Below are 25,089 nucleotides of genomic sequence, written 5' to 3' on the forward strand. Positions count from 1 at the left end.
AACTTGATAACGAACTTCAAAGAGCACAGGCGTCTATCAGCATTGCAGTTGTTGTATCAGCTTCATTTCCAATATTGCTTGTATTAACAAGCCCTTTGGCAGCATTTCATTTATGACCTAGGCTACCAACGGGAACAGCACCAGATAGCAAATGACCGGATGCCAACACGTATATAACGATAATGTGTGACGCTCAACGCATAAAGTAAGTGATCTTTTTGATATTCAAGAATCCCCAAGATTACGGCGGGCATTCCCTTTAGTTGATTTAAGCCTATCCTATTTTCAAAGATACCCATGTTTTGCGCCCCAGACACCAGCCAGAATTTGCCGAGGTGAAGCGTGAGCCGCAGAATATGCAGCTATCCGACTTCATTCTGAGTCGATCGTTCATTGGGGAATTCCGATGCGTACCCATTTCTGCGGCTTGATTAATGAAACATTGATCGGCCACACCGTTACCCTTGCTGGCTGGACCGATGTGGCCCGTAACCTGGGTGGAGTTTGCTTTATCGATTTACGTGACCACGAAGGGATCGTACAAATCACGGTAGATTCACGTGCCATCGACCAAAACAACTCAGAACTGTTCAGGGTTGCTAGTGGCTTGAGTTATGAGGATGTACTACAAGTTGAAGGCGTTGTGCACGCCCGTCATGCGGTCAACGATAAGATCAAGACCGGCAAGGTCGAAGTGATTGCTACAAAAATCAAGATACTCAATAAGGCTGCACCTTTACCGTTCCATGCTCACGAAAACCCAGGCGAAGATATACGTCTGAAATACCGCTACCTGGATCTGCGCCGCCCGGAAATGCAGCGTATGCAACGTACGCGTATCAAACTGGTACAGGCACTACGTCGCCATCTGGACATGCACGGTTTCCAAGACATTGAAACGCCAATCCTAACGAAAGCAACCCCTGAAGGAGCCCGTGACTTTCTTGTTCCCGCCAGAATGCACCCGGGCGAATTTTACGCCTTACCGCAATCACCACAGCTTTTCAAACAAATACTAATGGTGGCTGGTTTCGATCGTTACTATCAAATCGCACGCTGTTTCCGTGACGAAGCATTGCGTGCGGATCGCCAACTTGAATTCACCCAACTTGATATGGAGTTTGCTTTTGTAAGCGAACGTGACGTCCAGGACTTTGTTGAAGAGATGATTCGGAGAGTTTTCAAAGAGGTCGCCGGGATCGAGCTTGATACAACGTTCCCCCGCATGACATGGAAGGAAGCAATGCGCCGTTTTGGCTCTGACAAACCGGATATGCGCATCAATCTAGAACTGATTGATGTTGCCGCACTCGTTGCTGACAGCACCTTCACCCCATTTACCAATGCCGTTGCGCATCCCAACGGTCGTGTTGCCGCATTGCGTATCCCCAGAGGCGCAGTATTGTCGCGCAAGCAAATTGATGAATATGCCGCCTACACAGCCAAGTATGGTGCCACAGGACTTGCTTACGCCAAACTCGCCCCTACAGGCGAAATCACTTCGCCAATCGCTAAATTTTTTTCCGAGGATGCCTTTGCTGCACTACTCTCACACATCGGAGCGGAGAAAGGCGACATCGTGTTTTTCGGTGCTGGAAACTACAACAAAGTCTCCGACTTCATGGGCGCGTTACGCCTGAAAGCCGGCAAAGATTTCGCCCTAATCACCGCAGACTGGCGCCCATTGTGGGTCACCGACTTTCCAATGTTTGAGTGGGACGAAGAAGCGCAGCGTTACGTTGCCTTACATCACCCCTTCACTGCACCAGCAGCCATTAACGATATTGACGAATTACGCACACACGCCAGGACAGCCTTGTCCCGCGGCTATGACATGGTACTCAATGGCAACGAAATTGGCGGCGGCTCTATCCGTATTCACCGTCCGGAAATGCAACGTGCAGTCTTTGAACTACTCGGCATTACTGAAGATGAAGCACGCGCCAAATTTGGTTTCCTCCTTGACGCACTGAATTATGGTGCCCCACCACACGGAGGGATTGCCTTTGGCATTGACCGCATCGCCGCACTGATCGCCGGCACTGAATCAATCCGCGATGTTATTCCTTTTCCAAAGACCACCGGCGCACAATGCCTGATGACCGATGCACCCTCCCCCATCTCGGAAGAGCAACTCTCTGAGATCCATGTGATAACGAAGAAACTCACGCCATGATGCAAAAACAATAGAGGCGATCCGTAATTGCTTGATTCCCCATATCCAACCAATTGCATAACGGCTAAAAGCAGAACATTGGACCCGGGGACTCCTCCCCGGGCAATATCTCATCAACACAACAATGCAGAGCACATGGCATCTCACATCGACCATTGTGTTCCCAGCCTCGCCTGCTGACCTGCCTCATAAAACGCGTCATGTGGCCAGCCTCACCCTGTCGCCCACATGACGCACCAACCCGATGCAACACCGTAGAGAACGCACCACCTGACAATGAACCCACTGTTCCAGTGCTTCCAAGCGTTGCGCCATTCCTACTCCACAACAACCGGAATTTTCCCGATCCGGCTTCGCCACTCACGCGGCCCAGTTGTATGTATCGACTCACCGTTGCAATCAACCGCCACTGTTACAGGCATCTCCTTGACTTCAAACTCATAAATTGCCTCCATGCCAAGGTCTTCAAAAGCCAGTATCCGGCTCGTTTTGATCGCCTTGGAGACAAGATAAGCCGCCCCTCCCACCGCCATCAGATACACGGCTTTGTTGTCACGGATTGCAGCGATGGCAGTAGGACCACGCTCGGCCTTGCCCACCATACCGAGCAACCCGCCCTGCTCCAGCATCTGACGCGTAAACTTATCCATACGCGTTGCTGTGGTTGGACCCGCAGGACCGACGACTTCATCACGCACAGGATCCACTGGACCCACGTAGTAGATAAAGCGATTCGTGAAATCAACTGGTAATGTCTCCCCCTTGTTGAGCATCTCAACGATGCGCTTATGCGCAGCATCTCGTCCCGTCAACAATTTGCCGCTGAGTAGCAACACCTCACCTGGCTTGAACTGCGCCACCTCATCCCTGGTGATCGTATTCAAATCCACCTGCCGTGCAGACTCCGGGAGATAGCTCAACTTAGGCCAATCCTCTAATGACGGCGGTTCCAGAACAACAGGACCGCTACCGTCCAATGTGAAATGCGCATGGCGTGTGGACGCACAATTAGGGATCATCGCTACCGGCAAATTGGCAGCATGCGTTGGATAATCTTTGACCTTGATATCTAATACCGTCGTCAAACCGCCCACCCCCTGAGCACCGATCCCTAAAGCATTGACCTTCTCGTACAACTCCAAGCGTAATTCTTCAGCACGATTGGAAGGGCCGCGTACCATCAAATCCTGGATGTCAATCGGTTCCATCAACGCTTCCTTAGCGAGCAGCATCGCTTTCTCAGCCGTACCACCGATACCAATCCCAAGCATCCCTGGTGGGCACCAGCCAGCCCCCATGGTTGGCACAGTGTCCAGAACCCAATCAACGATGGAATCCGATGGATTTAGCATTGCAAATTTGCTCTTGGCCTCAGATCCCCCTCCCTTGGCAGCAACAATCACTTCAACATGGCCCCCAGAAACAACCTTGACGTTAACGACTGCTGGCGTATTGTCCCTCGTATTGCAGCGCTTGCCGGCAGGATCAGCAAGCACAGACGCACGTAGCGTGTTATCCGGATGACGATAGGCACGGCGAACCCCCTCATTCACCATCTCTTCCACATCCATCGTGACGTCATCCCAACGTACATCCATCCCGATGCTAAGGAACACCGTGACAATCCCTGTATCTTGGCAAATCGGGCGGCGCCCCTCAGCACACATACGTGAGTTAATCAAAATCTGCGCCATTGCATCTTTAGCGGCGGGCGATTTCTCGCACCCATACGCCAAAGCCAGATTCTTGATGTAATCGACCGGATGGTAGTAACTGATGTATTGCAGCGCATCAGCGATGGACTGGATAAAGTCTTCTTGTTTGATCAATGACACCGGCTGGCCCTTATGGCTGACTAAAAAACGTTGCCATTGTAATCCCCCTGAATACATCAGCCATAGGATAAACATTGCGATCCACACCCACTGAAACCGCTTACATCCCTACCCTACTTATCACTTAAATTTTCTTCCAATCATCAAAAATAAATTTATTTTTAGATTAGAACGTATAAATAAAATCGCTGCATTGAGTGAGATCACAGCTGGGTGTGGAGGTACTTAGTATGAGTAGGATTAGTGACATTGTCCGCCGGACAGGTCCGTTAAGGCGCATTCCAACACTGGATCACGGCCGGCACGCACATCGCTTAAGGTTTTCCATTTTTTCACATCCGGCATCACGCCATACCACTCAATAGGCTTCCCTGCTGGGTCCAGTAAATTGGTATCCGCAATTTGCATATACGTCCCATCCGTTAGTTTATAAAAACGGGACGTGAGTACCTGTCCCGAAGATTGGGCACCGTAAATACGCGCACGGTGGTGAAATTGCAGAGTTCTTGCCGCTAGTTCCGCGCCACTTGCAGACAACAGACTGATTAACACCGCCGTCGGTTTATCCGTCGGTGTATATCCGGCAGGGACGTTTATTTCATTGGTTTTTTTGCCTCGTATTTCGGTTGCGATGCGGGTTCCAGAAGCTAAAAATCCAGCCAATAACTTCTCTCCTGCGATGCCTGAACCTCCTGTGTTGTAGCGCAAATCGAGCAGGATCGCTGTTGCAGGGGTATTTTTGATCTGTTGCAATGCCCATTGGGTATTTTCATCGCTCATCTCATTGAATGTGATGACCAGTGTTTTTCCGATGAGCTGTGCGGAACGGATTCCCTCAATGTCATTCAATTTAGGAATTATTTTATTAATAGAGAAGGTGACTTTTCTCCCATCAGGGAGGACAACTTCATACCTCGAATCGGTTTTTATTACTTTTTTCCCACCGATATTTTCAGGGCCTGCTTTAATATTGGTTCCATTTCCTATGAAGGATCCGATTTCAACACCTGCTTTATCGGCTTCTGAATCTTTAACCACATCAATGACTTTATTTTTAGGGAGGTGAAGCGCCGTGGTCACAGCCCCTAAAGAAATATAATGCAGCTGGGTGATGGATGAATTGCGATCTTCACTCACGTGTTTAAGCGCTTGTATTTCGCCCTGATCAAAGCGTGCGATGTGCAGCACATGATCCCCCGAAGGCACCGCAGTCTGTTGCGCGCCAAGAGGTGGTGCCGGGAGGTCGAACTCAAATTCTTTTTTTACCCCTGCTGTATTAATGTGATAGCAATACAGCCGCACAGGTTTATTCTTATCAGAAATATCAGTATCAAGTGTGTCTAGAAGAATACGGTCGCCCACACGGACGCCATGCGCATACAGTGGGGACCAGGTTTCTAGAGACAGTACTCTAGAAATCCTGGGTAACATATCCATGACCATCACCATCCCTGATATATCGCGCAGTTCTGGGAAATAACTTGCTAATACAGCTGTCTTCTTTTTTTCTTCTGGAACCAGAAACGCTGGGAAGTGCTGCAAATGAGAGACTTCAAGCAGCGACAACATGTCATTAATGATGGGGGAGGTTTTCTGACCATCCGAGTCGAACCGAGGCAGCTGCTTTTTATAGGTCGCTAAGACGGCAGGCCAGTCAAAGCCAGCAAACGTTCTGTCGTAATACACTTCATCCACTTTTTTCCATGCATAAAACAGTCTGGACTGTGGAAGGCGGATATAAAACCGATGCGCGGCGATTGCAACCAGTGACACCAGCACTACAGAAAGTATCAGGATCAGTGCTTTTTTTATTCCGGTTTTTATTCGCATATGCCCCTTCATCCATGGATTCCTATTATTTAATAAATAAACTTCCGGAGATGTAGTGCCGATATTACATACCGCTGCATTGAGTGAGATCACAGCTGGGTGTGGAGGTACTCAGTATGCGCAGGATTAGTGACATTGTCCGCCGGACAGGTCCGTTAAGGCGCATTCCAACACTGGATCACGCCCGGCACGCACATCACTTAAGGTTTTCCATTTTTTCACATCCGGCATGACGCCATACCACTCAAGCGGCTTCCCTGCTGGATCTAGTAAATTTGCATGTGGAATTTGTATATAAGAGCCATCAGTCAGTTTATAAAAACGGGACATGAGTACCTGTCCCGAGGATTGGGCGCCGTAAATACGCGCACGGCGGTGAAATTGCAGGGTTCTTGCCGTCACTTCAGCCCCACTGGCAGAGACTAGACCAATTAACACCGCCATGGGTTTATCAGTCGGTGTATATCCGGTAGGGACATTTATTTCATTGGTTTTTTTACCTCGTATTTCGGTTGCGATGCGGGTTCCAGAAGCTAAAAATCCAGCCAATAACTTCGGTACTGCGATGGATGAACCTCCGGTGTTGTCGCGTAAATCCAGAACGATCGCTGTTGCAGGGGTATTTTTGATCTGTTGCAATGCCCATTGGGTATTTTCATCGGTCATCTCATTAAATGCGATAACCAGTGTTTGGCCGATCAGCTGTGCGGAACGGATTCCTTCAAAGTTACTCAATGTAATTTCTTTATTAATAGAGAAAGTGACTTTTTTACCATCAGGGAGGATCATTTTATAAATACCATTGCTTTTTACGACTGTTTTCCCGCCTATATTTTTAGACTCTGTTTTAGGATCGGTTCCGTCCCCAATGAAGGATCCGATTTCAACACCTGCTTTATCGGCTTCTGAATCTTTAACCACATCAATGACTTTAGTTCTGATGAGGTGAGGACGCGTAGTAACGGCCCCTAAAGGAATATAATGTAACTGGGTCATCGGTGAATTCCGATCCTCGATCACGTGTTTAAGCGCTTGTATTTCGCCCTGATCAAAGCGTGCAAAGCGTGCGATGTGCAGCACATGATCCCCCGCAGGCACCGCAGTCTGTTGCGCGCCAAGAGGTGGTGCCGGGAGGTCGAACTCAAATTCTTTTTTTACCCCTGCTGTATTAATGTGATAGCAATACAGCCGCACAGGTTTATTCTTATCAGAAATATCAGTATCAAGTGTGTCTAGAAGAATACGGTCGCCCACACGGACGCCATGCGCATACAGTGGGGACCAGGTCTCTAAGGAGAGTACTTTTGACATCTTGAATAATGTTTCTTGCACCAGAACCATTCCTGATATATCACGCAGTTCTGGGAAATAATTTGCTAATACAGCTTCCTCCTTAATTTTTTCTGGAGCCATAAAACCTGGAATGTGCCGCAAATGAGAGACTTCAAGGAGCGACAGCATATTGTGAATAAATGGAGAGGTTTCTCTCCCATCCCAGTCGAACCGAGGCAGATGCTTTTTATAGGTCGCTAAGACGGCAGGCCAGTCAAAGCCAGCAAACGTTCTGTCGTAATACACTTCATCCACTTTTTTCCATGCATAAAACAGTCTGGACTGTGGAAGGCGGATATAAAACCGATGCGCGGCGATTGCAACCAGTGACACCAGCACTACAGAAAGCATCAGGATCAGTGCTTTTTTTATTCCGGTTTTTATTCGCATATGTCCCGTCATCCATGGATGACTACGATTTTGAGAAATGAAATTTCAAAGCAGAGATAACGATGTCCACTCAGCCATCGCACTTTTATCTGTCTCAGAATATCTATCTGAAATGACCTGAGTGGCTTGCCACTCAGGTTAAAAACAAAGCTGACGTTACGCTGTGCTCTCAGTGACGCCGCTGCGGCATTATGCACGATCCGCTGGAATAGCCGATGTTTACGCTAGCCGAAGCTCCCGGACGCCCACCAACACCAGCAGATACTGAGGTATTAAACGAACTTCCTTGGAATGATCCACCTTGGTTAGTACATGCGATCATAGCATCGTAAATGTTAGCTGTTCCCCCTCCTCCCCCTCCTCCACCAGGACTGATACTGGCCTGCATAGAGTTCTGACTTACCCAGTTTTTAAAATCGTCCCACCAGCTATGCTCAGGAGCACCAGCACCAGCCACTAACGAAAGCTCTGCAACGTTGAGTTCACGCATTGTCACAACTCCATATGTGTTAAGGGTTTTTTACTTGAGTTCGCCCTCTATGGTGATCTAATGAGCCTATAACTCTCATTAGAACTATAGATGTCAAGTGCATTTTTAATGCATTAAATGTGATTCATGTGTTAAATAAAAGTAAAGAATTAAAAAAAATTTTCTCGCCGATGGGGGCGTCTCAGAAAACGGAAAATAAAGCACGCTAAGCCTTGCTTGTTATTTGGGGTAGACCCAACAATCGTGTTAGCCAGCCACCATCTTGAGATGGCGTGGGCCAGGAGCCCCTCGCCCGCGGTTCGATCAGGAGGGGACACTTATCGCTAGTTTGCTGCTTTGATTATTAAACCCGCTGAATTGGGCCTGGATATTCAGAGACACGCGCATCCGCAGTGAATAGCGTGATGCCCGATCGCCTGAAAGGGTGCTTGTGGAGTGAAGGCAAGGTCTCAATGGCTACTGCATGTTTGCTTAGATCGGCAACTCGTTGTACCCGTTGCCCAATATGCTTGGGCGTAGTACATGTGGATCGACCTTGAAGCGGCATTACGTGGAGTGTGGTGCAAAAGACGGTGGGCTGTGGTAGCGGAAGTACCATCAGCAGAGCCGTCAAACACGCACAAAATTCCTCCAAGATGTAACTGAAGCAACTGATGATGCGCTGGATTTCAAACGGCCATTATGGGCTACTCGCACGCGAGGCACGCAATGTACAGCTCTGTCTAGCACACGCATTACTAAACACCGCCGATGCACGGCACTACCGTGCATCGGCTTCCATACTCAGACTAGAAACTCAGCTGATAACGCAAACCCAAGCTATCACTGCGTTTACGGGCACCAAAGAAGTGTTCTACACCCATGCTCCACTCTCCTGCCGTCATCCCCACGGGCCAGACCATTGATAAGCCAAGAAGTCCGCCAGAACGACTAGACCAGGGGGATGCCACCAAGGGCGTCCATGACGATGTCGCCGTAAAGCTAGCCTGTGGATTCAACCCACTCTGACGCAAGGTCTGCTGCCACTCACCATAGCCACGTAGCTTCACTCCACGCCACCCTAATTCAGTACGAACACCAGCCAGTAACTGGCTCCGAATAGCTTGGGACGCCTGTACCTGTAAGCCAAAGCCCGCCCCTCCCTGCTCACGGAATCCATCCGTCTTCAGCTGCGTTTGATCTACACCCACATACGGCGTCAAGGCCCATGCACCACGGCGCCAATGATACCCAGCCTCTACACTCCCACTGAAAAATTGACCACGGTAGCGACTGCTTGCCCAGTCACTCCAATGACCCAATTGCAACTGCCGGTCCAGACGGCGTTGAAAACTGCCAAAACCAAGCTGACCCAATACATACAAGGGGCCTTGGCTACGCTGTACATACATACGCCCTTGCACTTGTCTGTCAAGACCACGTAGCCCTGACACGCTGCCGGATGGACTGGCCTCAGACTGACCAAAAGCAAAACCCACAATGTCGCCAGAGGCCAGTTGTGTATCGCGCCCAAGCAACCAGCCAGACAGTGCAAATGTGCCTCCAGCAGTCCCATCATGACCAGAACCACCCAATGACTGACGCCACGTCACCGTACGTTCGCCCAATGGGCGCTCACCCAGACGGGTGGCAAGGCTGCGTCGTCCCGCATCAACAACATCAAAGCTGGACGCCGTTGCCGCAACATGCCCTTGACCGGACAAACTATGCAGCGAAGCCGATGCCATTTGTGCGCTCCCAGACTGTTGCAGGGCCGCCGCCGCCGCCATAAAGGAAGTCGATAACTGACCGCGGCCTTGGGCCTGCTGAATGTCAATTTCACGGAACGCTTGCTCAACTCGTCGGGCAGAAGCCTGCGCAACAGTATCAACAATCCCCAATGCACGAGCCGCCGCATTGACGTCCAGGCGCTGCAGGGTCACGTTAGCATCGTTGGCACCGTAGTGAAGCTGACCTTCTCCCAGCAGCACCGCCGGACCCCAGGTCAACCCCGAGAACGTCCCGGTCAAACCACCATCCGCATGTAACACGCTGTAGGAGGTATTCAAGCTCACATAATCGCGCTTGCCCAGCACCTGAAGTTCACCCCCTTGGAGGGTGGCATGGCCTGCAACGCTCAGTTGATCACCCACGTTCAACGCAAGACGCCCTGTCTCAGACTGGGTGTAATCGCCTTGAACCTTTAGGCCATCTGTACCAATCTCTAAGGTGCCTGCATTGCTCACTGCACCACCAAAGCGACCACTGCCAATCAAGGTCGCACTGTGGGCAATGCTCACCGCCGACTCACCTAGGCTGCTTACCTGGAGTGTGCCTCCAAGCACTTGGATCGCTCCACTATATTGGTTGGCGCTGCCAGCAAGCACCAAGGTTCCTGTACCGTCTTTGATCAAACCACCGCCGCCGCTAATATCATTGAACCAGGTCGAACGGCTGTCATTGAAGCTGACTTTAACATCGCCCCAATCAAACTTGGCGGGCCCACGCACCGCTTTGCCCACATTCAGGGCGCCATACCCGAATACTTCGTCCACACCAGGAGCACCAAGATCGGTGGCCGTCCCAAGCAATGTCTGACGCACTAGGTCATTGGTGAAGTATGGATATGCCTCCCACACCAAGGCCGCTGCACCAGATACCAAAGGCGCTGAAAAGGACGTGCCGCGTTGTTCTTTGTATTCATCATTGCCAATAGGGGTGGTAGTCACGTTGGAATCAATGACTAGGACATTACCTGGGGCTGCCAAGCAATAGTGCATTGCAACACCACAGTGATTGGAGTAGGAACCCAACTGGTCGGGGTGATCAAAACTGTCCAGTCCAGCGACGGCTAACCATCCCTTTTCCAGATCGGCGGCCAATGGGGAGCCCTCCGCCGTAAGCAAGCTCGGCAGTCTGGCAAGTCCGTTTGGTTGTGATAGCTTTTCGTTACCAGTGCTGAATACCACCAAACCATTGTTGCCGATCACAAAGTCACGGTATGTGTCCGCGAACAAATTCGTGATCTTTGGATCTGTCCACATTCCAGCCCTCGAATGGCCCCATGAGTTGTTTTGGATGCGCACTCCCGCAGCAATCATGTCAGCATTAATAAGCTTTATCTTCGATGCTTCTGCTTCATAAGTATCCACGATGTGTGAGGATGCCATTTGTTCTTCGATGTATGCTTCAAATTCTTCTTCAGACGGGTAAACACGCGCTGAGAAGATGGAGGCACCTGGTGCGATGCCACCAGGCCAGTGTTCAACCGGTTTACCAGCAATTAGCTGCGCCACTAAGGTGCCATGATCGTCAACATCGTCCGGAGCCGAGGGGGCGTGATAATCCGTATAGAAATTATAGACACCGTTGCGAATCACCTTCCCCTGTAACGCAATATTGTTACGATTCACGCCGGTGTCAACCATACCAATAATAAAGCCACTGCCCGTCAAACCAAGCGCATGCGCGGCTTCTGTATTAGTCAATTCAAGATGCCGCCCGATCTTCGCAGCTAATGATGGTTGCAGTGGGGGCAATGTGGGTGTAGGTGTAGGTGTGGGTGTAGGTGTGGGTGTGGGTGTGGGTGTAGGTGTGGGTGTAGGTGTGGGTGTAGGTGTAGGTGTGGGTGTAGGTGTGGGTGTAGGTGTGGGTGTGGGTGTGGGTGTGGGTGTAGGTGTGGGTGTAGGTGTGGGTGTCGGTGTGGGTGTCGGTGTGGGTGTCGGTGTGGGTGTAGGTGTGGGTGTCGGTGTGGGTGTCGGTGTGGGTGTCGGTGTGGGTGTCGGTGTGGGTGTAGGTGTGGGTGTCGGTGTAGGTGTATCTATACGAACTAATCCACCACCACAGGCACTCAAGACAGTAGTTACGGTTGTTGCCAAGATCGTTCTAACAATAAATTTATTTTTAATCTTTTGCATAATTTATTCCTCAATTTTTTCCTTTAATCGACATAACAAAAACACTCTTTAGTTCATGCATTTTTATGTGATATAATTCACATTATAATTATGAAAAAATCTTATTTTTACCAATCTAAATATTTTATAGTCATCCGAGAACCTTCAAATACGAACTCAGGCCAAATAGCCATCAGGAGCCGCACATGCGTTGCATGGCTCGTACCGTTTCATGTTCAACAAGACGGTAAGTCGAGCGGTTAGAAGAAGCTTGGCTATGCTGGGTTGTGCAAGCGGCTTACTGCATGGCGCACTGATGCTCCAGTTCATCCCTGCAACAGTCACTCAAGGATTGGGGACATGCCTACGCCAACCTCTTCGCCAAACGGACCGATTTCCAACGTTTCAAGAAGATACGCTATCGCAACAGCCGTAATGTCTTGGGCACGGTGAAGGACGTTACCGTCAACCAGTCATGCGGCAAGTGGTATGTCAGCATCCAAACAGCCGATGAAATCACTGAACCGGTTCACCCCTCCAACCTTAATCGAGGGATTGATGCTGGTGTTACTCAACTGACCACACAGTCAGATGGCACCATCTACCTTCCGGTGAACAGTTTTAAATCTAGACAGAAACCGCAAATATCCGTCCGTAAGGACTACCTTCACTAAGGTTACAACGACTATCAGCAAAAAATCCCACGCCATGATTGTCATTGAGGATTTGAACGCTCCAAGGCATCTTTGACGGATTCTCCTTGCCGTTTGCCTAGCAGCTCATACGCATTGACTCTGGTGAAGTTCTTGGGAACATCAAGACCTTCGCCGTACTCAATGAACACCGGCACATCACCACTTTGTGCGTCGTTTAGATCAATAGCAGTATCAAGCGCATCTTCCTCGCTCAATGCGTCCTCTACAAACACACCTGCGCAATCTGCCTCGTTCGGATCACATTCGGCCTGAAAGCCTGGAGTCTCGGCATTGATCAACTTTTCACGGAAATTGTCCGTTACGTTCATCGCGTCATCAGAACCAGTTTTTTCGTTATAAATCTTTGGAATGTTCATACTCATGTCTCCTTACGTTGGATGGTGTAGTTAGGGTCTTCCATTGGCGTCGGGATACGTTTGCGAGTAAGTGAGATAGCCACTGCACGATCAGAAATTGGTACCAGTCTTTTTGCCGATTCTTATGCCCGGCATCCACAACATACTTGTAGATATTCTCCATAGCACGTTTCACCGTGCCCTCGGTGAAACGGCTTGGGGCTTTTGTCTTAGCATCCATGCGTGTCGCCTTTACGCATGACACCACATCACCATTCTGCATATTTGGTAACACCTGGTTGTTGCTTCCAGACACAGACTCACCCTAGGCTTCTTCCTCGGCCTCAATGTACACGTCACGCCAACCGTTACGGGTCACGACATTTAAGTCGTAAATGTTGCGCTCTTTCTCGGACAGAATGGTCAAAATAATGCCGTGATGGGCGGTAATTTTGCTGTTATCCCAAGTCTTGGACTTCATGTTCTGATTGGCCCAATCAACAAGCACAGCAACCTCTGGAAAAACTTGCATGATGGCTTCGAGTACGTGTGGAGTATCGGCATGTTGGGATTCATACATGCATACTGTATTTATTTAATATTATAAATCAATCACTTATACAAATTTTCACTCCGCAATGAGTAAAATTACTAATTGTTATTTTCAGGGGATTTTTGATGGAAATGAGAAATTGCGGAGTGGAAACGCCTTTGGATTCCCCCCGTGGGGTTTGGGGTTAACCGATCCACCCATCACCTTTTGTAATGCGCATTGATTAGAACGCGGATCATTTTGTCTGCGGCATCTGGAAGCGCCGCCCTCCCCTCTTCCCAGGCCGCAACCGTCTGAACATTCGTACCCAGACGAGCCGCGAACTCGGGCTGCGATAGCTCGAGTTCCTTTCTCATAAAACGGATTTCGGAACCTGAAAGGGTGGCCGGTTTTAGCGCCAGCGCTAGGGAAAGGCTTCTATGAAGACTTGGTAAATTATCAATAGCAATGCCGTCACCATAGGGTGTCTTGTGCACCGTAAACCCGTTGCGTAACCACACATTACCTAGGCCTGATTCGGTGTAGTGGTACATGTTGGCTTTATTTTCCCTTGTTTTTTCTAGTTAACTGAATCACTAAGGCAACCCCATATAACTCCGCATCGCGCGGACCTTTCGCAGAAATAGCGCTCGCTCTAAATAATTTAAGGCACCTTGCTGCAATCTCTCTGCAACGTTGAGTTATAGCCGTAAAACTCACGGCCAATTCATTAATAAACGCAATATCAAGAGCGAGTTTCGTTTAACGTGATTTCTTTACAAAAATATTTCGTTAATCAAAGCGGCTAAGCTGCCGGAAAAGGCGCTGCTCCAGCGCCTCGCGGGTTGAGCGGCCTCAATGGCCCCGCGTCCGGCAGGGTTAAGATGCCGCATGAAGCGGGGGCGCTGATATCAGAAGATGCGGCAACGCGATGTAAGGGGTTTCAGTATCTGGCTTGTGGATATATGGTGAGATTTCTAACGATCTAACCTGCTTGGATTACTGGAAATAGGCCAATGAGCAACCCCTTACAGTAGAAAGTTTTTATCTGCTGCCAACAATCCCACTAGAGACAAACAATGGGAGTCGCACCTAGTTTGGAGGGGCGACTCGAATTACACACATTAAATTGGTTAGGTTATGAGGTGGAACAGTAATGATAGAGTGAGCGGATAATGTTTAAAGCAAGCACGTTCCGACATGATTACTAAAGATATGAGGGAATATGAGGGAAAAGACAGTCAAAACGTACTTGCCGCTGGTGGTATATCCTACAAAACTATTCGTCGTGTTGGGCCCGATCCCAAGCACCATGAGCAGCAGTCTCCCAATAAGTAAATGCAACCGAACCAGAACTTGATATGTAGGATTTCACATTTCCTGTTTGATATGTTCCGTCTGGTAATGTCTGCATCACAGGCCCCCCCGAAGTCCCACCAGAAAAATCTCTACAGTTGCTACCAATACGCAACTCCGGGCCTGGCCTGAGCACTGGATTTTCAATGGGATGTACTGTTGAGCATTTGTAAGGAAACTCGCCTCCTTGGATCGCACCTGGATAACCATACATATAGAAGTTACCGAGCAATGGTGGGGCGAAGAATCGAATTGGTGATGCCATAACGAGATTTCCGACCTTAGTTCCGTAGTTATCGTATGCAGCACTCAAAAAAGCAAAGTCAAATCCATCTTCTTCACGTGCATCCCAACCGACCACCGTAAAGACATTACGTATAGGAAAACGTCCAGCCCACTCCCCTTTACGATAGTGGGCTAAAAATACCAAATGTTCGATTTTAACACGTCAGCAATAACGCTTTTCGTCGCCGATTCCACAGCATTCGCAGTACAAAACGAATTACGACCGTTACGAATAAAAAATAGTCGCCCTGTCGACATCATCTCGGTACCTCCAGCGGGATCAACCCGATCTGGTTTGAAATCATAGGCTTTATTTTGTGCCAATGTTTGTTCAATCCGCTCATCCGTCCAATAATTGAGAGCAGCACTTTGCTCCTCTTTAGAAATTGATTTCACTATTACCTCATCCCTTGGCGTTGCTTGGACTCCCAGGGACAACAACACAAGCAAGGTAAAAACAACTGTATTACCAAAATAAAACGGATTTTTCTGAAACTGACTCATAAACCCTCCAGAGATCAATAGAAATAACAGAAGCCGATAAATCGATAGCCAAGGTATTATTCTCATCATTGAAATAGGACTTTTTTGTTTCGAATTACGACAAGTACAACACAAAAAAATCCTGAGATGTCTGATTCAAATTTAAGCTTTAAGTGGTCTGACAGACTATATAGCCCCCTATATATAGCCCCTCTGGTTGTATTGGGTAGTGGCGAGGTGCCGGTAGAGGCGCTGCTCCAGCGCCTCGCGGGTTGAGCGGCCTCAATGGCCCCGCGTCCGGCAGGATACGACTGCATCAGTTTTATTGAGGTAATAAAGACGCCGTGCACAGGGAAAAACAGGAGAAACCCCATTAGATGCCAAACCAATTAGCATGCAGTATTCCCATTCGTTGTTGGTCCATTGTGCGGGTAACCTTAAACATCAAGCTTAATTATGACAACAATGCAGAGATTACAAATCTTATGTTTTACAAAGGATATTTTATTATCTCCCAAAATCATCAACCGTTTTATAAAGACTATACTCAACCTCTCCCCAAGGAACGAAAATTAGCAAGGGAGTCCCATCTTTTGCCTTTCTCTGTTCCGTGATCACTCCGACCTGATTTCCGTTAGGTCCTTCTTTAGATGTGTGATAAACGGGTCCACCAGAAGATCCCCCAGGAACAGTACAACCCGGTATCTCTAGCTCTGGATATTTCGATATTCCCCAAAAATGCCTGCCTTCACCTTGACAAGTGAAAAGTGGAGTATTGTTAAATCCACTTAAGTTTTTATAGCCAAATGCTTGATAATGTAGCCCTGACTTCCCTAATGAAAAGCTAGGCGTTTGAGCTCCCGCTTTATCAGCAAGATACTCTTTCTTGCCGTACCAATCATTAAGTGGCCTAAACTTAATGAAAGCTGCATCATGTCCACGGTCTTCTTCATATCTCCATACACGCGAGACTTGATAATAGATAGCTCCCCAAGTTAATAAAGGTTTATTCACACCATCCCATGCAGGTATAAAAACTACACGAGTTGACCATTCTCCTTTTTCATAGAGGCAATGTGCAGCGGTTGCGACGATGCTTTTTGAATCGGATTCAATTGACGCACCTGTACAAGAGTATTGGCGACCGCGGACATCAAAATATATCCGGCCTATCCAGTAAACCGCCTCATAGCTTCCTTGATTATTAATTTTATTTTCATTCAAATATTCTTTAACGTTCTTTTCAGCACTCAAATCTTGATCTGAATCTAATGGTATTGCTGAAGCAATTCTTTCTGGAGTCCAATAACGCTGAGCTTCTTCTGCTTCTTGATCAGAAAAATTAATACCTACTCCAACATCATTTTCAGATAACACATGGCTGCCGGTCATTCTGTTTTTAAATAGAACTTGGCCCTCTTGAGATTTAGCTATGCTAAGGGAAGGAATTAACGTCAGACTGAAAATTCCTAATAAACCTAAAGATAACTTATTTAATTTTATTGCCCGCATTTTATTTCCTTAAATTTTAATTTCACGTTTCCACTCTAATTCATTTGCCAGGAAATTTAATTGAATTCTATTGCAAATATGTTTATTAATGCGGTCACGCTTACGCCGCTAGCAGGATGAGCAGCCATCATGGCCCCGCGTCCGGCAGCAAAGGCGAGTTCATCTGCGCAGCAGCGCACCCGCCCGATGCGGGCTGGCACGAAGCAGCAGCGCCACCTGCTCAGCCAACTCCGGCTCAGTGCCCCGGTACTTCCTGACCAACCTCGCAGCGAAGAGATGCACATCCTCCGCCTGCTCGGCGAGCGCCAGCCGAACAAGCTGGGCTAAATCAGCCTTTAATCCTGTCAATTCGCCCATAAAATTTTTAAATTATTGATTAAAAATGAATTTTCACTAAACAAAAACGGACTATTAATTAATAATTAGTCTCACACTTTCAAATTAAGCTGCCGGAAAAGGCACTGCCCTAGCGCCTCGCGGGTGGAGCAGCCTCAATGGCCCCGCGTCCGGCAGGGTTAAGATTCCTGCCTGACACAGGCAGGAAATATCAGAAAATACCGCAACGCGATGTAAGGGGTTTTGTAGGCACTGATACCGCACCGCTTCCTGTTCTGCTCATCAATCTTTCCATCATGAAGCTGGAGAGGTGCTATCTGTAATTAAATATTCCCACTATTACCCTTAGTGTAATAGTGGTATATCCAGGCTATTAAGCAACATGGAAGTAAAGTAAAGATGACACAAGAAAACTAGTCATCATTGTCTCAATTGTCGATTACCACTGAACTCTAGTGCATGGCATGAACACGTTTAAAGGTGATGGAGGAGCAAAGGCTCATCGAAAAAAATGCGATGCATCAATGTCGCTGATCAATACGCGATACACGCCATGACGCGCAGTCCAGCGGGCAGGTTGTGGTGTTCTCCAAAGCGATCAATGGACACAGTGTGGCCATGCCTGCCTGCCGATTCGGCTGTTGCCGCGTGAGCATGATCTGCCTCTGCTGTTACAGCAATGTCATGCACATGAAACCCTGCGGCCTGCATGCTGATGTTATGGGCATGCTTGCCGTTTGCATCGGTGGTGAATCTGTGTAGATGCCCGCCAGTGACATTGGTCGTGACTTTGCCTTGATTTTGCTCATAAAAACCCATGTCTCTTCCAGAGGCATAGATCGCTCTGAAAGAACCCAAGATATGCGCGTGGTCACCGTCCCAAGAGGTGCTGCCTGTATGCTGGTGCAATCCTTGTTCGTCGCTCCATGCCTGGTGTAGATGATTGCCCGCCGCTGCTGCGCTGGCAGGGTGTGTATGGCGGCCTGCGGGATGGACTGTGACAGGATGGAGATGCCTACCGCCCTCCTCGGCCGTCGCGGTGTGCGCATGGGAGATCACCTGCCCGCTGGTGAAGGTGCCGACCAAGGCAGGGTCGGCGGTGTGAACGCCGACGGTGCCTTCAAGAAAATTGGGAATGTTGAAGGTGCTGACACCATCACCGGCACCATAACTGGTGTTGATTTCCTCAAACAGGCGTGGGTACATGGCACGCGATACAGCGCGGCCATCACACAACAGGGTGCCGGGTAAGGCGCGTTTGCCTGCGGTGTAGACAATCTGTCCAGGCTCGTACCTGGAGAGTGCCGTCCAGCGGTTGGGTTCATTCTGTAGCGGTGTATCGGTGTTGTTGTCAGCCGTGGACAGATACAGCCCGTAACGGCTTGCGTGATCCGGGCGGTATCGGACGATCACCCCACGCATGTATGAAAATGGCGTGCCGTTATTCTGTTCGGCGGTGATGAATTCAGGGCTGCCGTATTCCTGGTAGCCTTTAAGCACCGTGGTGATGGCGTGCAGCACGGCATTCATGACAGTGCGTTCTACGGGTTTAGCCGTCGGCTCCTTGGTTAAATCTTTTTGATAGTCCGGCCCCCATCCTTGGGTGTAGCTCACAAAGCCGTGACTGTCTTTGGCTTCGGGCACGTGGATCCTGTCCCCTTGCTGGGCAAAGGGGGTACGGAAGTAGTGTTCTGTCATGGGTTATCGCTCGGGTGGGTCGCCAAAGGTGCCGTGTGTGTAGTTACGGTTGCTGCGCTCGTATCCGAAGGGCAGATGCGTCACAAGGTTGTAGCGAACCCGCACGCCTGCTGGACGAGGCAAAATGTCCAGCACGGTGATGGCATGGCCGATGACGTCTGAAATCATTGCAGTACTGACAAACACGGTATAGCTCATGTCGTAGTGGTCCAGCACTGCGGCGCTGCCGGGAAAGATGAAGTCCAGGACTTCCTCCATATTGGGCGCGGTGCCGGTCATGTGATTTTTGGCAATGCGGCACTTGATGAGAAAGCGGTAGGCTGCATCGTCCAAGCTCAGATCGTGCCGTACGGGGGTGCGTTCACTGGATAAAATACGGGATTGACCGACATGCTGGCCGATGAGGTCAAGGTGTGTTCCGGTGGCGCGTTCGATATCCAATGTCTGGCGCAGATCGGCTAAGCCGTTCCAGGTGGTGCCGAAGGTATCGCTGATCAATGCAGCGGTGGCGGTGGCCTTGGGTTGGCCCTTGTACTGCCAGATCAACAGGTCCGCGTAGCTCATCGCACGATGACCTGGAGATCATTCATTGCAAAGCGCGCCATGCTTCTCACGTCGATAGGAATATTCTGCTCAGACAACGCTTGGCCTGCTTGACCGATCATCAGCGATGTCACCCAAAAGCCTGGGACACTATTAATTTGGGTATACAGTCGGCTGCGGTGGACGTGCTCGCCAATCAGAAAGGAGCGCTCGGCCAATGCCTGTTTGATCGCATGGGTATCAATACCGGACGTGCTGCTATCGCGCTCTACTTCGATGCGGGCGGCGCAACGGACCGGTCAAAATAGATCTCTCTAGGTTGGCCGTGTTTGTTTTTAATCTCTACCCGTACCTCACCACGCATGTTTGTCCCGAGTGTTTTATGGTGATAGATCACTTCAGCAATGGCCTCATCCCGGCCCCCCTCCACAATGACGTTAATGCCGTGGGCGGGGACTCCCGCAGCATCCACGGTATCGGTGAAGTTTTCTAAGCAGACGACGTGGCGCACGTCGGGCAGCCCCCAGAGCGTGGCCTGGATGCTGTCAGCATTGTTGGTGGATGTCTTGGCACGGCTTTTAAAGAAGCGGGCGCGCAGCGCCGCATCGGACTCTTCTTCTGTCCCTGCTTCGGCGTCCTCGGTCGTGAGGGCCGAGTCCCAGCCCAGGGCCACGGTTTCAATGGTCAGGGCGGTGTGTGCCGGGACGTCAAAACGGCCTAAGGTATCGCTGCGAAAGTCTGCATATGCGTGGCCAGTGGCATCCAGGCGCACGGGTGACACGAGCTGCCAGCGGCAGCGATTGGGATCTGAAACAACATACCCTGCCGGGATCAAGGCATCGGGTGTGCCGGTCAAAGTGACATTGCGTAAGTAGCTGTAGCTGGCTCGCCTGCGGGTGAGGCCCGCATAGGCCACGCGTTGTTCTAGCCATGCGCCACTGGCGTAATCCGGGTCCAGTTGCCGGTGGATGTCCGTGCCCAGTTCTTCCAGATCGGCTTTGATCTGTGCAATCAGGCCAATCAACTGGCCATCGGGGCTGTCTGGATCAACGTTGATATCGTTGCCGTAAATCCAGCGGAAGCCTTCTTGCAAGCGGGCAATGATCGTATCCAGCCGCTCGGCTTCGTATCCGCTGGTGGTGACTTTTCCCATGGTTTACTCAATCGCCAAGGTGGCGGGTGTGGTCGTTCATTTCATTTACATTATCAACTGTGGTTGATACTTAACGACATGCAAACTATAGTTTGCACATGGTCGAACTCATCAAAACCAGCACTTTTGATGCTTGGATAAACAGCTTACGTGACCGCAAAGCAGCCGCCAGAATTCAAGCGCGTCTTGATCGGCTCGCACTTGGCAATCCCGGCGACGTGAAGCCTGTGGGTGCTGGCATCTCAGAAATGAGGATCGACCATGGGCCCGGATATCGGATCTATTTTATGAAGCATGGTGCAGTACTGATTCTCTTACTTTGCGGTGGCGATAAATCGTCACAAGTACGAGATATAGAGCAGGCTAAGGCACTGGCTGCACTGTGGAAGGATTAGAGCATGAATAATGAGACTTTTAGTCGATACGACACCGCTGACTATCTCAAAACCGAAGAAGATATTGCGGCTTATATGGAAGCCGTCATGGAAGAAGGTGGTAGGGATAATCCTGCTTTTATTGCACGGGCACTTGGTGCTGTCGCTCGTGCTCGTAATTTAAGTCAGCTTGCTCGTGACGTTGGCATGTCCAGGCAAGGACTAGACAAGGCACTCTCTAACGACGGCAACCCAAGCTTCTCAACCATCTTAAAAGTGGCTAAAGCGCTTGGTTTACGGATGTCATTCACACCTTCCTCTATGAGTTAAGCGCATCCCCTCACAGCGTGGTGCTAACGGTCATCGCCTGCTGGTCCACATCCAGCAAGGTGACCTGGATGGTTAAGGTGCGGGTGTCAGCCTCCAAGGCCATTGAGAAGGCGGTGAGGCGGCGCACCCCTTCGGTGCTGAGGATGGTTCGCTTGACCTCCTGCTCCAGGTGTACCAGGTCGGCAGGCCGCTCCATCAGCTCCAGCCACGGCAGGCCGTGGTCCAGATCCAGGAACCAGTTGCCACGCAAGGAGCGCAGCCGTGTTTTTACGCGCTGTGCCAGGCAATCGCTGGCGGCAGCATAGTTGCCGCGCCCGTTGCCGAAGGTCCAATCCCCTTGGCTGTCCAAGCGCCGCACTCTCATTGGGCCGGGCCTGTCTGTCCTGGGCCGTTCTCCACGTTGTCGTGGGTGTGTGTCTCCAGGCCGATGCGGTTTGATACGACGTCGCCATGACCACGCAGTCCCTGGGTGAATTCCACGGGAAGATCAAGAACCAGTTTGCTGCCGCGCAGCGTGATCACGCCTTGGGTATCCAGTTTGAATGAGGCGCGGCCATCCAGGGTGCGCAGTACCACGCCGTCCATTTCAAACCTCGGAATGACATTGGGTAAGGAAGCAATTCCCACGCAGGCAACGGCATCAGACAGGTCATGCAGGCGATAGTCCACAGGCTCGGACGCACGGCCAGACTGGAACCAGGCATCCATGCAGCGATCTTGGAAGATGAGTTCGCATTCATCCCCAGCAGCCACGGGGAAGGTGATCACAAAGCCGCCGCCCCGCGGGAAGGATACCGGCACATCCTGGAGTACCGGTAAGGGCTGAAGGGAGCCATCGTTCCTCTTCTGCTGGATCAACGGCTGTACGGTCGCCGTTTGGGTGACTGGGTTAAAGCGGACGATCTGCCCAGGCAAGGCCACACGCAGGCGCTGGGCCAGCGCTTCGGTACTGCGTTGCAGTACGGCACTGAGGGAGGCGTTATTCCAGTCATCCAGACTCATACAGACGGCCTCACGTTCTGAAAATCACCGCCCACACAGGTCACCGTACTGAACCAGGCTTCGGCCATGACATCGCCCATGTCTTGCAGTGAGGTGATTTTGTAGTCGCCGTTGTAGATAGGGATGATCGAGTCCACGCGCACCAGGCCGCCGATGCGCAAGGCCGGATTGAGCAAGGTGGTGATTTTTAATCCATCATCGGTCACTTCGGGGGAGCCAATCATGCCGCTGCTTTGAGACAGCAGCACGGCGTCACCGGCCAGGACGGTATCGGCAGGCAGTAACATCAGTGCGCCATCCTGGATGGACCAGTCCGCACCATGATTGTTGGCCATTGCATCCAGCAGGTCGCGGGTATTGCCCGACAGGACTTTGCCGCGGGTCAAGCCACGTTGTCCCTGCATCTGGATAGGTCCCAGCCGGGTAGACGGCATGGAGGTACTCAGTGCCCGCAGTACCTGGGCATCGGTCGCCCCTGCGGCCAACGATAAGCAAACATGCCCATGGCGGTAGTCGTGATCGCCATCGCCGCATTCCAGTTCAATGATGTAATCGGTTCCATCGCGTCTCACAGAAGGCTTGATGATGTCACCGACAAATAACAGGCGCAGGTCGGCATAACCGGCGAGTAGCCGGACCCTGTTGTACTGTCGGCTGGTGAGCAAGCTCAGGTGATCGCGGTTGAGATTCCAGACGGTGATCTTGGCGGGGTTGGGGGTGGAGTCGCTGGTTTTACGGATGTCAAAGGCGATGCGCAGGGTGTCGATGGCAATCCCATCGTGGCTGGACCCCAGCTCCAGGCGATACTGGCGGCCAAACTGTTTCATGGGCGGACCTGCTCTTTTAATCCAACAAACAGCAAGCAGCGTTCGCCCAGGTCATCGTGGCGCATCGGGTCCATCTCTAAACCGCTTTCATCTGTCAGCCAAAAGAAGTAATCCACAGGACGCCGCCACAGCAGGGGGACGCCCACCACCAGGGGGACGCCTTGCGCCACGGGCTGATCTAGGGTCGCGGTGTACAGGTCCATCGACCAGCAACACGGGACCGGATTCCATCGCAGGATCAAGCGTAGGGACTCGGCACCTACGCGAAACGACTGGGTCTGATACGCGCTGCTATCCACGGGAATCTGCCACATCAGAACAGTCCAGACATCTGACGCAGTAAGGAGCGGTTCTTCTCGGTGTCCACCGGCTTAGGGTGGGTCTGGCCGCTGTGGCGTTGCGCCGCGCCTTGGGAGGCGCTCCTGCCGCGTTTGGGGGCGGGCAATGAGACACCAGAAATCGATGTTGTCTTGACGATGAACAGTTCTCGCACTGTCAGCACGCATTCAATCGAACCATCCTGGGTTTGTCTGGACGCAATGGAGAGAATCAACATGTCTTGATACGTCTGGACGCCGGTGTGTACCTCCAGGGTCTGTCCGCTGCGTTGTAGATTCCGTAGGGCGGTGTACACCTGGGCAATGCGGCCTGTGGTGGCAGAATCATCACGGGGGGTGATGGGCTGGTAATCCGGCAGCCAATCGGCCAGAGGGCGCACGGCGTGCTGGCCGTCGCTCTGGGGTGCAGTGGCTTGGCTGATCACCGAGGGCAGCTCACGTTGGGCCACACGCAGCGCCTGAGCGGTGAAGGGCAGCAGGTCCGTGGGGAATGGGACGCGATCGGTCAGGAAATTCAATGGCTCGGCCCTGTGTTCCTCTGCGGCAGGGGCTGGGCTGCGCTGGGGGTGGTAGTCCACCACAATGCCAGCAATGGTGACGGTCTGCGGCATCAGAACGGCGTGATCGCCAATCATCGCGCCAGACTCTATCGGGTTTTCAGTGATGCGCAGCTCGGCTTGGTGCGTTTCTTCAAGCACTGCATCCAGGGTGATGGTGCCGATGTGGCGGTGGGTCAGGGTGATCATGAGGGGGTGGAAACCTGTTTCGGTGAAGCAGGGAGTCAGCTTTGGAGATGCCCATTGGGCGATCTCATCTGCGATACAATGAATACATGCATCTAAGTGGGGGTTTTGACATGGCGACTTCGATTCGCCTCTCTCCTGAAATGGAGCAAAGGCTGAACTCTCTTGCCTCCCATACGGGACGCACAAAGGCTTACTACCTACGTGAAATCATTGAGCATGGCATTGAGGAAATGGAGGATTACTACCTTGCTGCCGATGTGTTGGAACGTGTCCGTCATGGACAAGAACAGGTGCATTCTGCTGCCGATGTGAGGAAAACGCTTGGCCTGGACGATTGATTACACCGACACGGCCAAGCAGCAGTTACGCAAGCTCGACAAGCACATGGCGCGGCGCATTGTCGATTTCATGGATGAGCGCATCGCCGGACTAGAAAACCCACGCAGCAGTGGTAAAGCATTAACCGGACCACTTGGCGGCTTTTGGCGTTATCGTGTTGGTGATTTCCGGGTCGTCTGCGCCATTCAAGATAGCGTTTTGCGCGTCCTTGTAGTGCGTGTTGGTCACCGGGGTGAGATTTACCGATAGGCTGGAC

Annotated in this window: 24 protein-coding genes and 1 pseudogene; 6 read left to right on the plus strand and 19 right to left on the minus strand. The window is 50.8% G+C overall.

Features of this window, described 5'->3' with window-relative positions; all coding sequences use genetic code 11:
- Window positions 1-406: 406 nt before the first annotated feature.
- Window positions 407-2,176 (plus strand): aspartate--tRNA ligase, encoded by a 1,770-nt coding sequence (gene aspS, locus F7G16_RS08470; RefSeq protein WP_004089732.1) that lies wholly within the window; start codon window positions 407-409, stop codon window positions 2,174-2,176.
- Between the two features lie 317 nt (window positions 2,177-2,493).
- Here aspS and F7G16_RS08475 read toward each other — a convergent pair whose 3' ends face one another.
- The 4 genes from F7G16_RS08475 to F7G16_RS08495 all read right to left on the minus strand — a co-directional run bounded on the left by F7G16_RS08475 (window position 2,494) and on the right by F7G16_RS08495 (window position 11,949).
- Window positions 2,494-4,011, minus strand: a complete 1,518-nt coding sequence (locus tag F7G16_RS08475; protein WP_011097863.1) for a fumarate hydratase — start codon at window positions 4,009-4,011, stop codon at window positions 2,494-2,496.
- Window positions 4,012-4,251: 240 nt separating this feature from the next.
- A complete protein-coding gene (locus F7G16_RS08480; RefSeq protein ID WP_004089729.1) occupies window positions 4,252-5,853 on the minus strand; it encodes a S41 family peptidase in 1,602 nt (533 codons plus the stop codon).
- 114 nt (window positions 5,854-5,967) lie between these two features.
- Window positions 5,968-7,575 (minus strand): S41 family peptidase, encoded by a 1,608-nt coding sequence (locus F7G16_RS08485; protein WP_038232051.1) that lies wholly within the window; start codon window positions 7,573-7,575, stop codon window positions 5,968-5,970.
- Between the two features lie 1,266 nt (window positions 7,576-8,841).
- Window positions 8,842-11,949: a S8 family serine peptidase gene (locus tag F7G16_RS08495; protein ID WP_164874265.1), complete on the minus strand. Its 3,108-nt coding sequence runs from the start codon at window positions 11,947-11,949 to the stop codon at window positions 8,842-8,844.
- 428 nt (window positions 11,950-12,377) lie between these two features.
- Between F7G16_RS08495 and F7G16_RS08500 the strand changes: the two genes are divergently transcribed.
- Window positions 12,378-12,602, plus strand: a complete 225-nt coding sequence (locus F7G16_RS08500) for a transposase (protein WP_012382580.1) — start codon at window positions 12,378-12,380, stop codon at window positions 12,600-12,602.
- Between the two features lie 41 nt (window positions 12,603-12,643).
- Here the strand turns inward: F7G16_RS08500 and F7G16_RS08505 are convergent, their stop codons facing one another.
- The 10 genes and pseudogenes from F7G16_RS08505 to F7G16_RS08550 all read right to left on the minus strand — a co-directional run bounded on the left by F7G16_RS08505 (window position 12,644) and on the right by F7G16_RS08550 (window position 20,877).
- On the minus strand, window positions 12,644-13,000 hold the full coding sequence (locus F7G16_RS08505; protein WP_004089718.1) for a hypothetical protein: 357 nt from the start codon (window positions 12,998-13,000) through the stop codon (window positions 12,644-12,646).
- Between the two features lie 304 nt (window positions 13,001-13,304).
- Window positions 13,305-13,559, minus strand: a complete 255-nt coding sequence (locus F7G16_RS12810) for a hypothetical protein (RefSeq protein ID WP_004089715.1) — start codon at window positions 13,557-13,559, stop codon at window positions 13,305-13,307.
- A gap of 173 nt (window positions 13,560-13,732) precedes the next feature.
- Window positions 13,733-14,065, minus strand: a complete 333-nt coding sequence (locus F7G16_RS08520; protein WP_004089713.1) for a helix-turn-helix domain-containing protein — start codon at window positions 14,063-14,065, stop codon at window positions 13,733-13,735.
- A gap of 725 nt (window positions 14,066-14,790) precedes the next feature.
- A pseudogene (locus F7G16_RS12670) lies at window positions 14,791-15,656 on the minus strand (trypsin-like serine peptidase).
- A gap of 486 nt (window positions 15,657-16,142) precedes the next feature.
- Window positions 16,143-17,147: a trypsin-like serine peptidase gene (locus tag F7G16_RS08530; protein ID WP_072866373.1), complete on the minus strand. Its 1,005-nt coding sequence runs from the start codon at window positions 17,145-17,147 to the stop codon at window positions 16,143-16,145.
- Window positions 17,148-17,306: 159 nt separating this feature from the next.
- Window positions 17,307-17,504, minus strand: a complete 198-nt coding sequence (locus F7G16_RS08535) for a hypothetical protein (RefSeq protein ID WP_012382581.1) — start codon at window positions 17,502-17,504, stop codon at window positions 17,307-17,309.
- Window positions 17,505-18,017: 513 nt separating this feature from the next.
- On the minus strand, window positions 18,018-19,181 hold the full coding sequence (locus F7G16_RS08540; protein WP_038232954.1) for a phage tail protein: 1,164 nt from the start codon (window positions 19,179-19,181) through the stop codon (window positions 18,018-18,020).
- A gap of 3 nt (window positions 19,182-19,184) precedes the next feature.
- Window positions 19,185-19,745, minus strand: coding sequence for a baseplate wedge 1 family protein (locus F7G16_RS08545; RefSeq protein WP_014607744.1), 561 nt, complete (start codon window positions 19,743-19,745; stop codon window positions 19,185-19,187).
- Window positions 19,742-19,942, minus strand: a complete 201-nt coding sequence (locus F7G16_RS12310) for a hypothetical protein (protein WP_236641891.1) — start codon at window positions 19,940-19,942, stop codon at window positions 19,742-19,744. The genes F7G16_RS08545 and F7G16_RS12310 overlap by 4 nt, the downstream gene beginning before the upstream one ends.
- 50 nt (window positions 19,943-19,992) lie before the next feature.
- Window positions 19,993-20,877 carry a baseplate J/gp47 family protein gene (locus F7G16_RS08550; RefSeq protein WP_236641892.1) on the minus strand — a complete coding sequence of 295 codons (885 nt, stop codon included), beginning with the start codon at window positions 20,875-20,877 and terminating at the stop codon, window positions 19,993-19,995.
- A gap of 98 nt (window positions 20,878-20,975) precedes the next feature.
- Here F7G16_RS08550 and F7G16_RS08555 point away from each other — a divergent pair, with 98 nt between their 5' ends.
- Together F7G16_RS08555 and F7G16_RS08560 are read left to right on the plus strand one after the other, a co-directional pair.
- On the plus strand, window positions 20,976-21,272 hold the full coding sequence (locus tag F7G16_RS08555) for a type II toxin-antitoxin system RelE/ParE family toxin (protein WP_004089252.1): 297 nt from the start codon (window positions 20,976-20,978) through the stop codon (window positions 21,270-21,272).
- 3 nt (window positions 21,273-21,275) lie between these two features.
- Complete coding sequence (locus F7G16_RS08560) at window positions 21,276-21,581, plus strand: addiction module antidote protein (RefSeq protein ID WP_004089254.1); 306 nt, start codon at window positions 21,276-21,278, stop codon at window positions 21,579-21,581.
- A 10-nt stretch (window positions 21,582-21,591) separates the two neighbouring features.
- Here the strand turns inward: F7G16_RS08560 and F7G16_RS08565 are convergent, their stop codons facing one another.
- The 5 genes from F7G16_RS08565 to F7G16_RS08585 are packed head-to-tail and all read right to left on the minus strand — an operon-like array spanning window position 21,592 to window position 24,494.
- Window positions 21,592-21,945, minus strand: coding sequence for a contractile injection system sheath initiator (locus F7G16_RS08565; RefSeq protein ID WP_011097986.1), 354 nt, complete (start codon window positions 21,943-21,945; stop codon window positions 21,592-21,594).
- A complete protein-coding gene (locus F7G16_RS08570) occupies window positions 21,942-22,583 on the minus strand; it encodes a Gp138 family membrane-puncturing spike protein (protein WP_004090764.1) in 642 nt (213 codons plus the stop codon). The genes F7G16_RS08565 and F7G16_RS08570 overlap by 4 nt, the downstream gene beginning before the upstream one ends.
- The gene (locus F7G16_RS08575) at window positions 22,580-23,410 is read right to left on the minus strand and encodes a phage protein (protein ID WP_004090766.1); all 831 of its coding nucleotides are present in this window, start codon (window positions 23,408-23,410) and stop codon (window positions 22,580-22,582) included. The genes F7G16_RS08570 and F7G16_RS08575 overlap by 4 nt, the downstream gene beginning before the upstream one ends.
- Window positions 23,407-23,724 (minus strand): phage baseplate plug family protein, encoded by a 318-nt coding sequence (locus F7G16_RS08580; RefSeq protein ID WP_011097873.1) that lies wholly within the window; start codon window positions 23,722-23,724, stop codon window positions 23,407-23,409. The genes F7G16_RS08575 and F7G16_RS08580 overlap by 4 nt, the downstream gene beginning before the upstream one ends.
- Window positions 23,724-24,494 (minus strand): phage baseplate protein, encoded by a 771-nt coding sequence (locus F7G16_RS08585; protein ID WP_004090769.1) that lies wholly within the window; start codon window positions 24,492-24,494, stop codon window positions 23,724-23,726. Before F7G16_RS08585 ends, F7G16_RS08580 begins: the two co-directional genes overlap by 1 nt.
- A 110-nt stretch (window positions 24,495-24,604) precedes the next feature.
- On the opposite strand from F7G16_RS08585, the gene relB reads away from it, so the two are divergent.
- On the plus strand, window positions 24,605-24,832 hold the full coding sequence (gene relB, locus F7G16_RS08590) for a type II toxin-antitoxin system RelB family antitoxin (RefSeq protein ID WP_004091377.1): 228 nt from the start codon (window positions 24,605-24,607) through the stop codon (window positions 24,830-24,832).
- Window positions 24,816-25,082, plus strand: coding sequence for a type II toxin-antitoxin system RelE family toxin (locus F7G16_RS08595; RefSeq protein WP_011097988.1), 267 nt, complete (start codon window positions 24,816-24,818; stop codon window positions 25,080-25,082). The genes relB and F7G16_RS08595 overlap by 17 nt, the downstream gene beginning before the upstream one ends.
- The last annotated feature ends 7 nt before the right edge of the window (window positions 25,083-25,089 follow it).

The sequence above is a fragment of the Xylella fastidiosa genome, assembly GCF_011801475.1.
In the GTDB taxonomy this organism is placed as follows: domain Bacteria; phylum Pseudomonadota; class Gammaproteobacteria; order Xanthomonadales; family Xanthomonadaceae; genus Xylella; species Xylella fastidiosa.

Coding starts and splice junctions, on each gene's coding strand:
- F7G16_RS08560 (WP_004089254.1), top strand. CDS start 21,276: ATGAATAATGAGACTTTTAGTCGATACGACACCGCTGACTATCTCAAA.
- F7G16_RS12810 (WP_004089715.1), bottom strand. CDS start 13,559: ATGTATGAATCCCAACATGCCGATACTCCACACGTACTCGAAGCCATC.
- F7G16_RS08550 (WP_236641892.1), bottom strand. CDS start 20,877: ATGGGAAAAGTCACCACCAGCGGATACGAAGCCGAGCGGCTGGATACG.
- aspS (WP_004089732.1), top strand. CDS start 407: ATGCGTACCCATTTCTGCGGCTTGATTAATGAAACATTGATCGGCCAC.
- F7G16_RS08565 (WP_011097986.1), bottom strand. CDS start 21,945: ATGAGAGTGCGGCGCTTGGACAGCCAAGGGGATTGGACCTTCGGCAAC.
- F7G16_RS08575 (WP_004090766.1), bottom strand. CDS start 23,410: ATGAAACAGTTTGGCCGCCAGTATCGCCTGGAGCTGGGGTCCAGCCAC.
- F7G16_RS08480 (WP_004089729.1), bottom strand. CDS start 5,853: ATGAAGGGGCATATGCGAATAAAAACCGGAATAAAAAAAGCACTGATC.
- F7G16_RS08520 (WP_004089713.1), bottom strand. CDS start 14,065: ATGTACCACTACACCGAATCAGGCCTAGGTAATGTGTGGTTACGCAAC.
- F7G16_RS08495 (WP_164874265.1), bottom strand. CDS start 11,949: ATGCAAAAGATTAAAAATAAATTTATTGTTAGAACGATCTTGGCAACA.
- F7G16_RS08540 (WP_038232954.1), bottom strand. CDS start 19,181: ATGACAGAACACTACTTCCGTACCCCCTTTGCCCAGCAAGGGGACAGG.
- F7G16_RS08585 (WP_004090769.1), bottom strand. CDS start 24,494: ATGATCACCCTGACCCACCGCCACATCGGCACCATCACCCTGGATGCA.
- F7G16_RS08535 (WP_012382581.1), bottom strand. CDS start 17,504: ATGGGCGAATTGACAGGATTAAAGGCTGATTTAGCCCAGCTTGTTCGG.
- F7G16_RS08530 (WP_072866373.1), bottom strand. CDS start 17,147: ATGCGGGCAATAAAATTAAATAAGTTATCTTTAGGTTTATTAGGAATT.
- F7G16_RS08555 (WP_004089252.1), top strand. CDS start 20,976: ATGGTCGAACTCATCAAAACCAGCACTTTTGATGCTTGGATAAACAGC.
- F7G16_RS08570 (WP_004090764.1), bottom strand. CDS start 22,583: ATGAGTCTGGATGACTGGAATAACGCCTCCCTCAGTGCCGTACTGCAA.
- F7G16_RS08485 (WP_038232051.1), bottom strand. CDS start 7,575: ATGACGGGACATATGCGAATAAAAACCGGAATAAAAAAAGCACTGATC.
- F7G16_RS08580 (WP_011097873.1), bottom strand. CDS start 23,724: ATGTGGCAGATTCCCGTGGATAGCAGCGCGTATCAGACCCAGTCGTTT.
- relB (WP_004091377.1), top strand. CDS start 24,605: ATGGCGACTTCGATTCGCCTCTCTCCTGAAATGGAGCAAAGGCTGAAC.
- F7G16_RS08505 (WP_004089718.1), bottom strand. CDS start 13,000: ATGAACATTCCAAAGATTTATAACGAAAAAACTGGTTCTGATGACGCG.
- F7G16_RS08545 (WP_014607744.1), bottom strand. CDS start 19,745: ATGAGCTACGCGGACCTGTTGATCTGGCAGTACAAGGGCCAACCCAAG.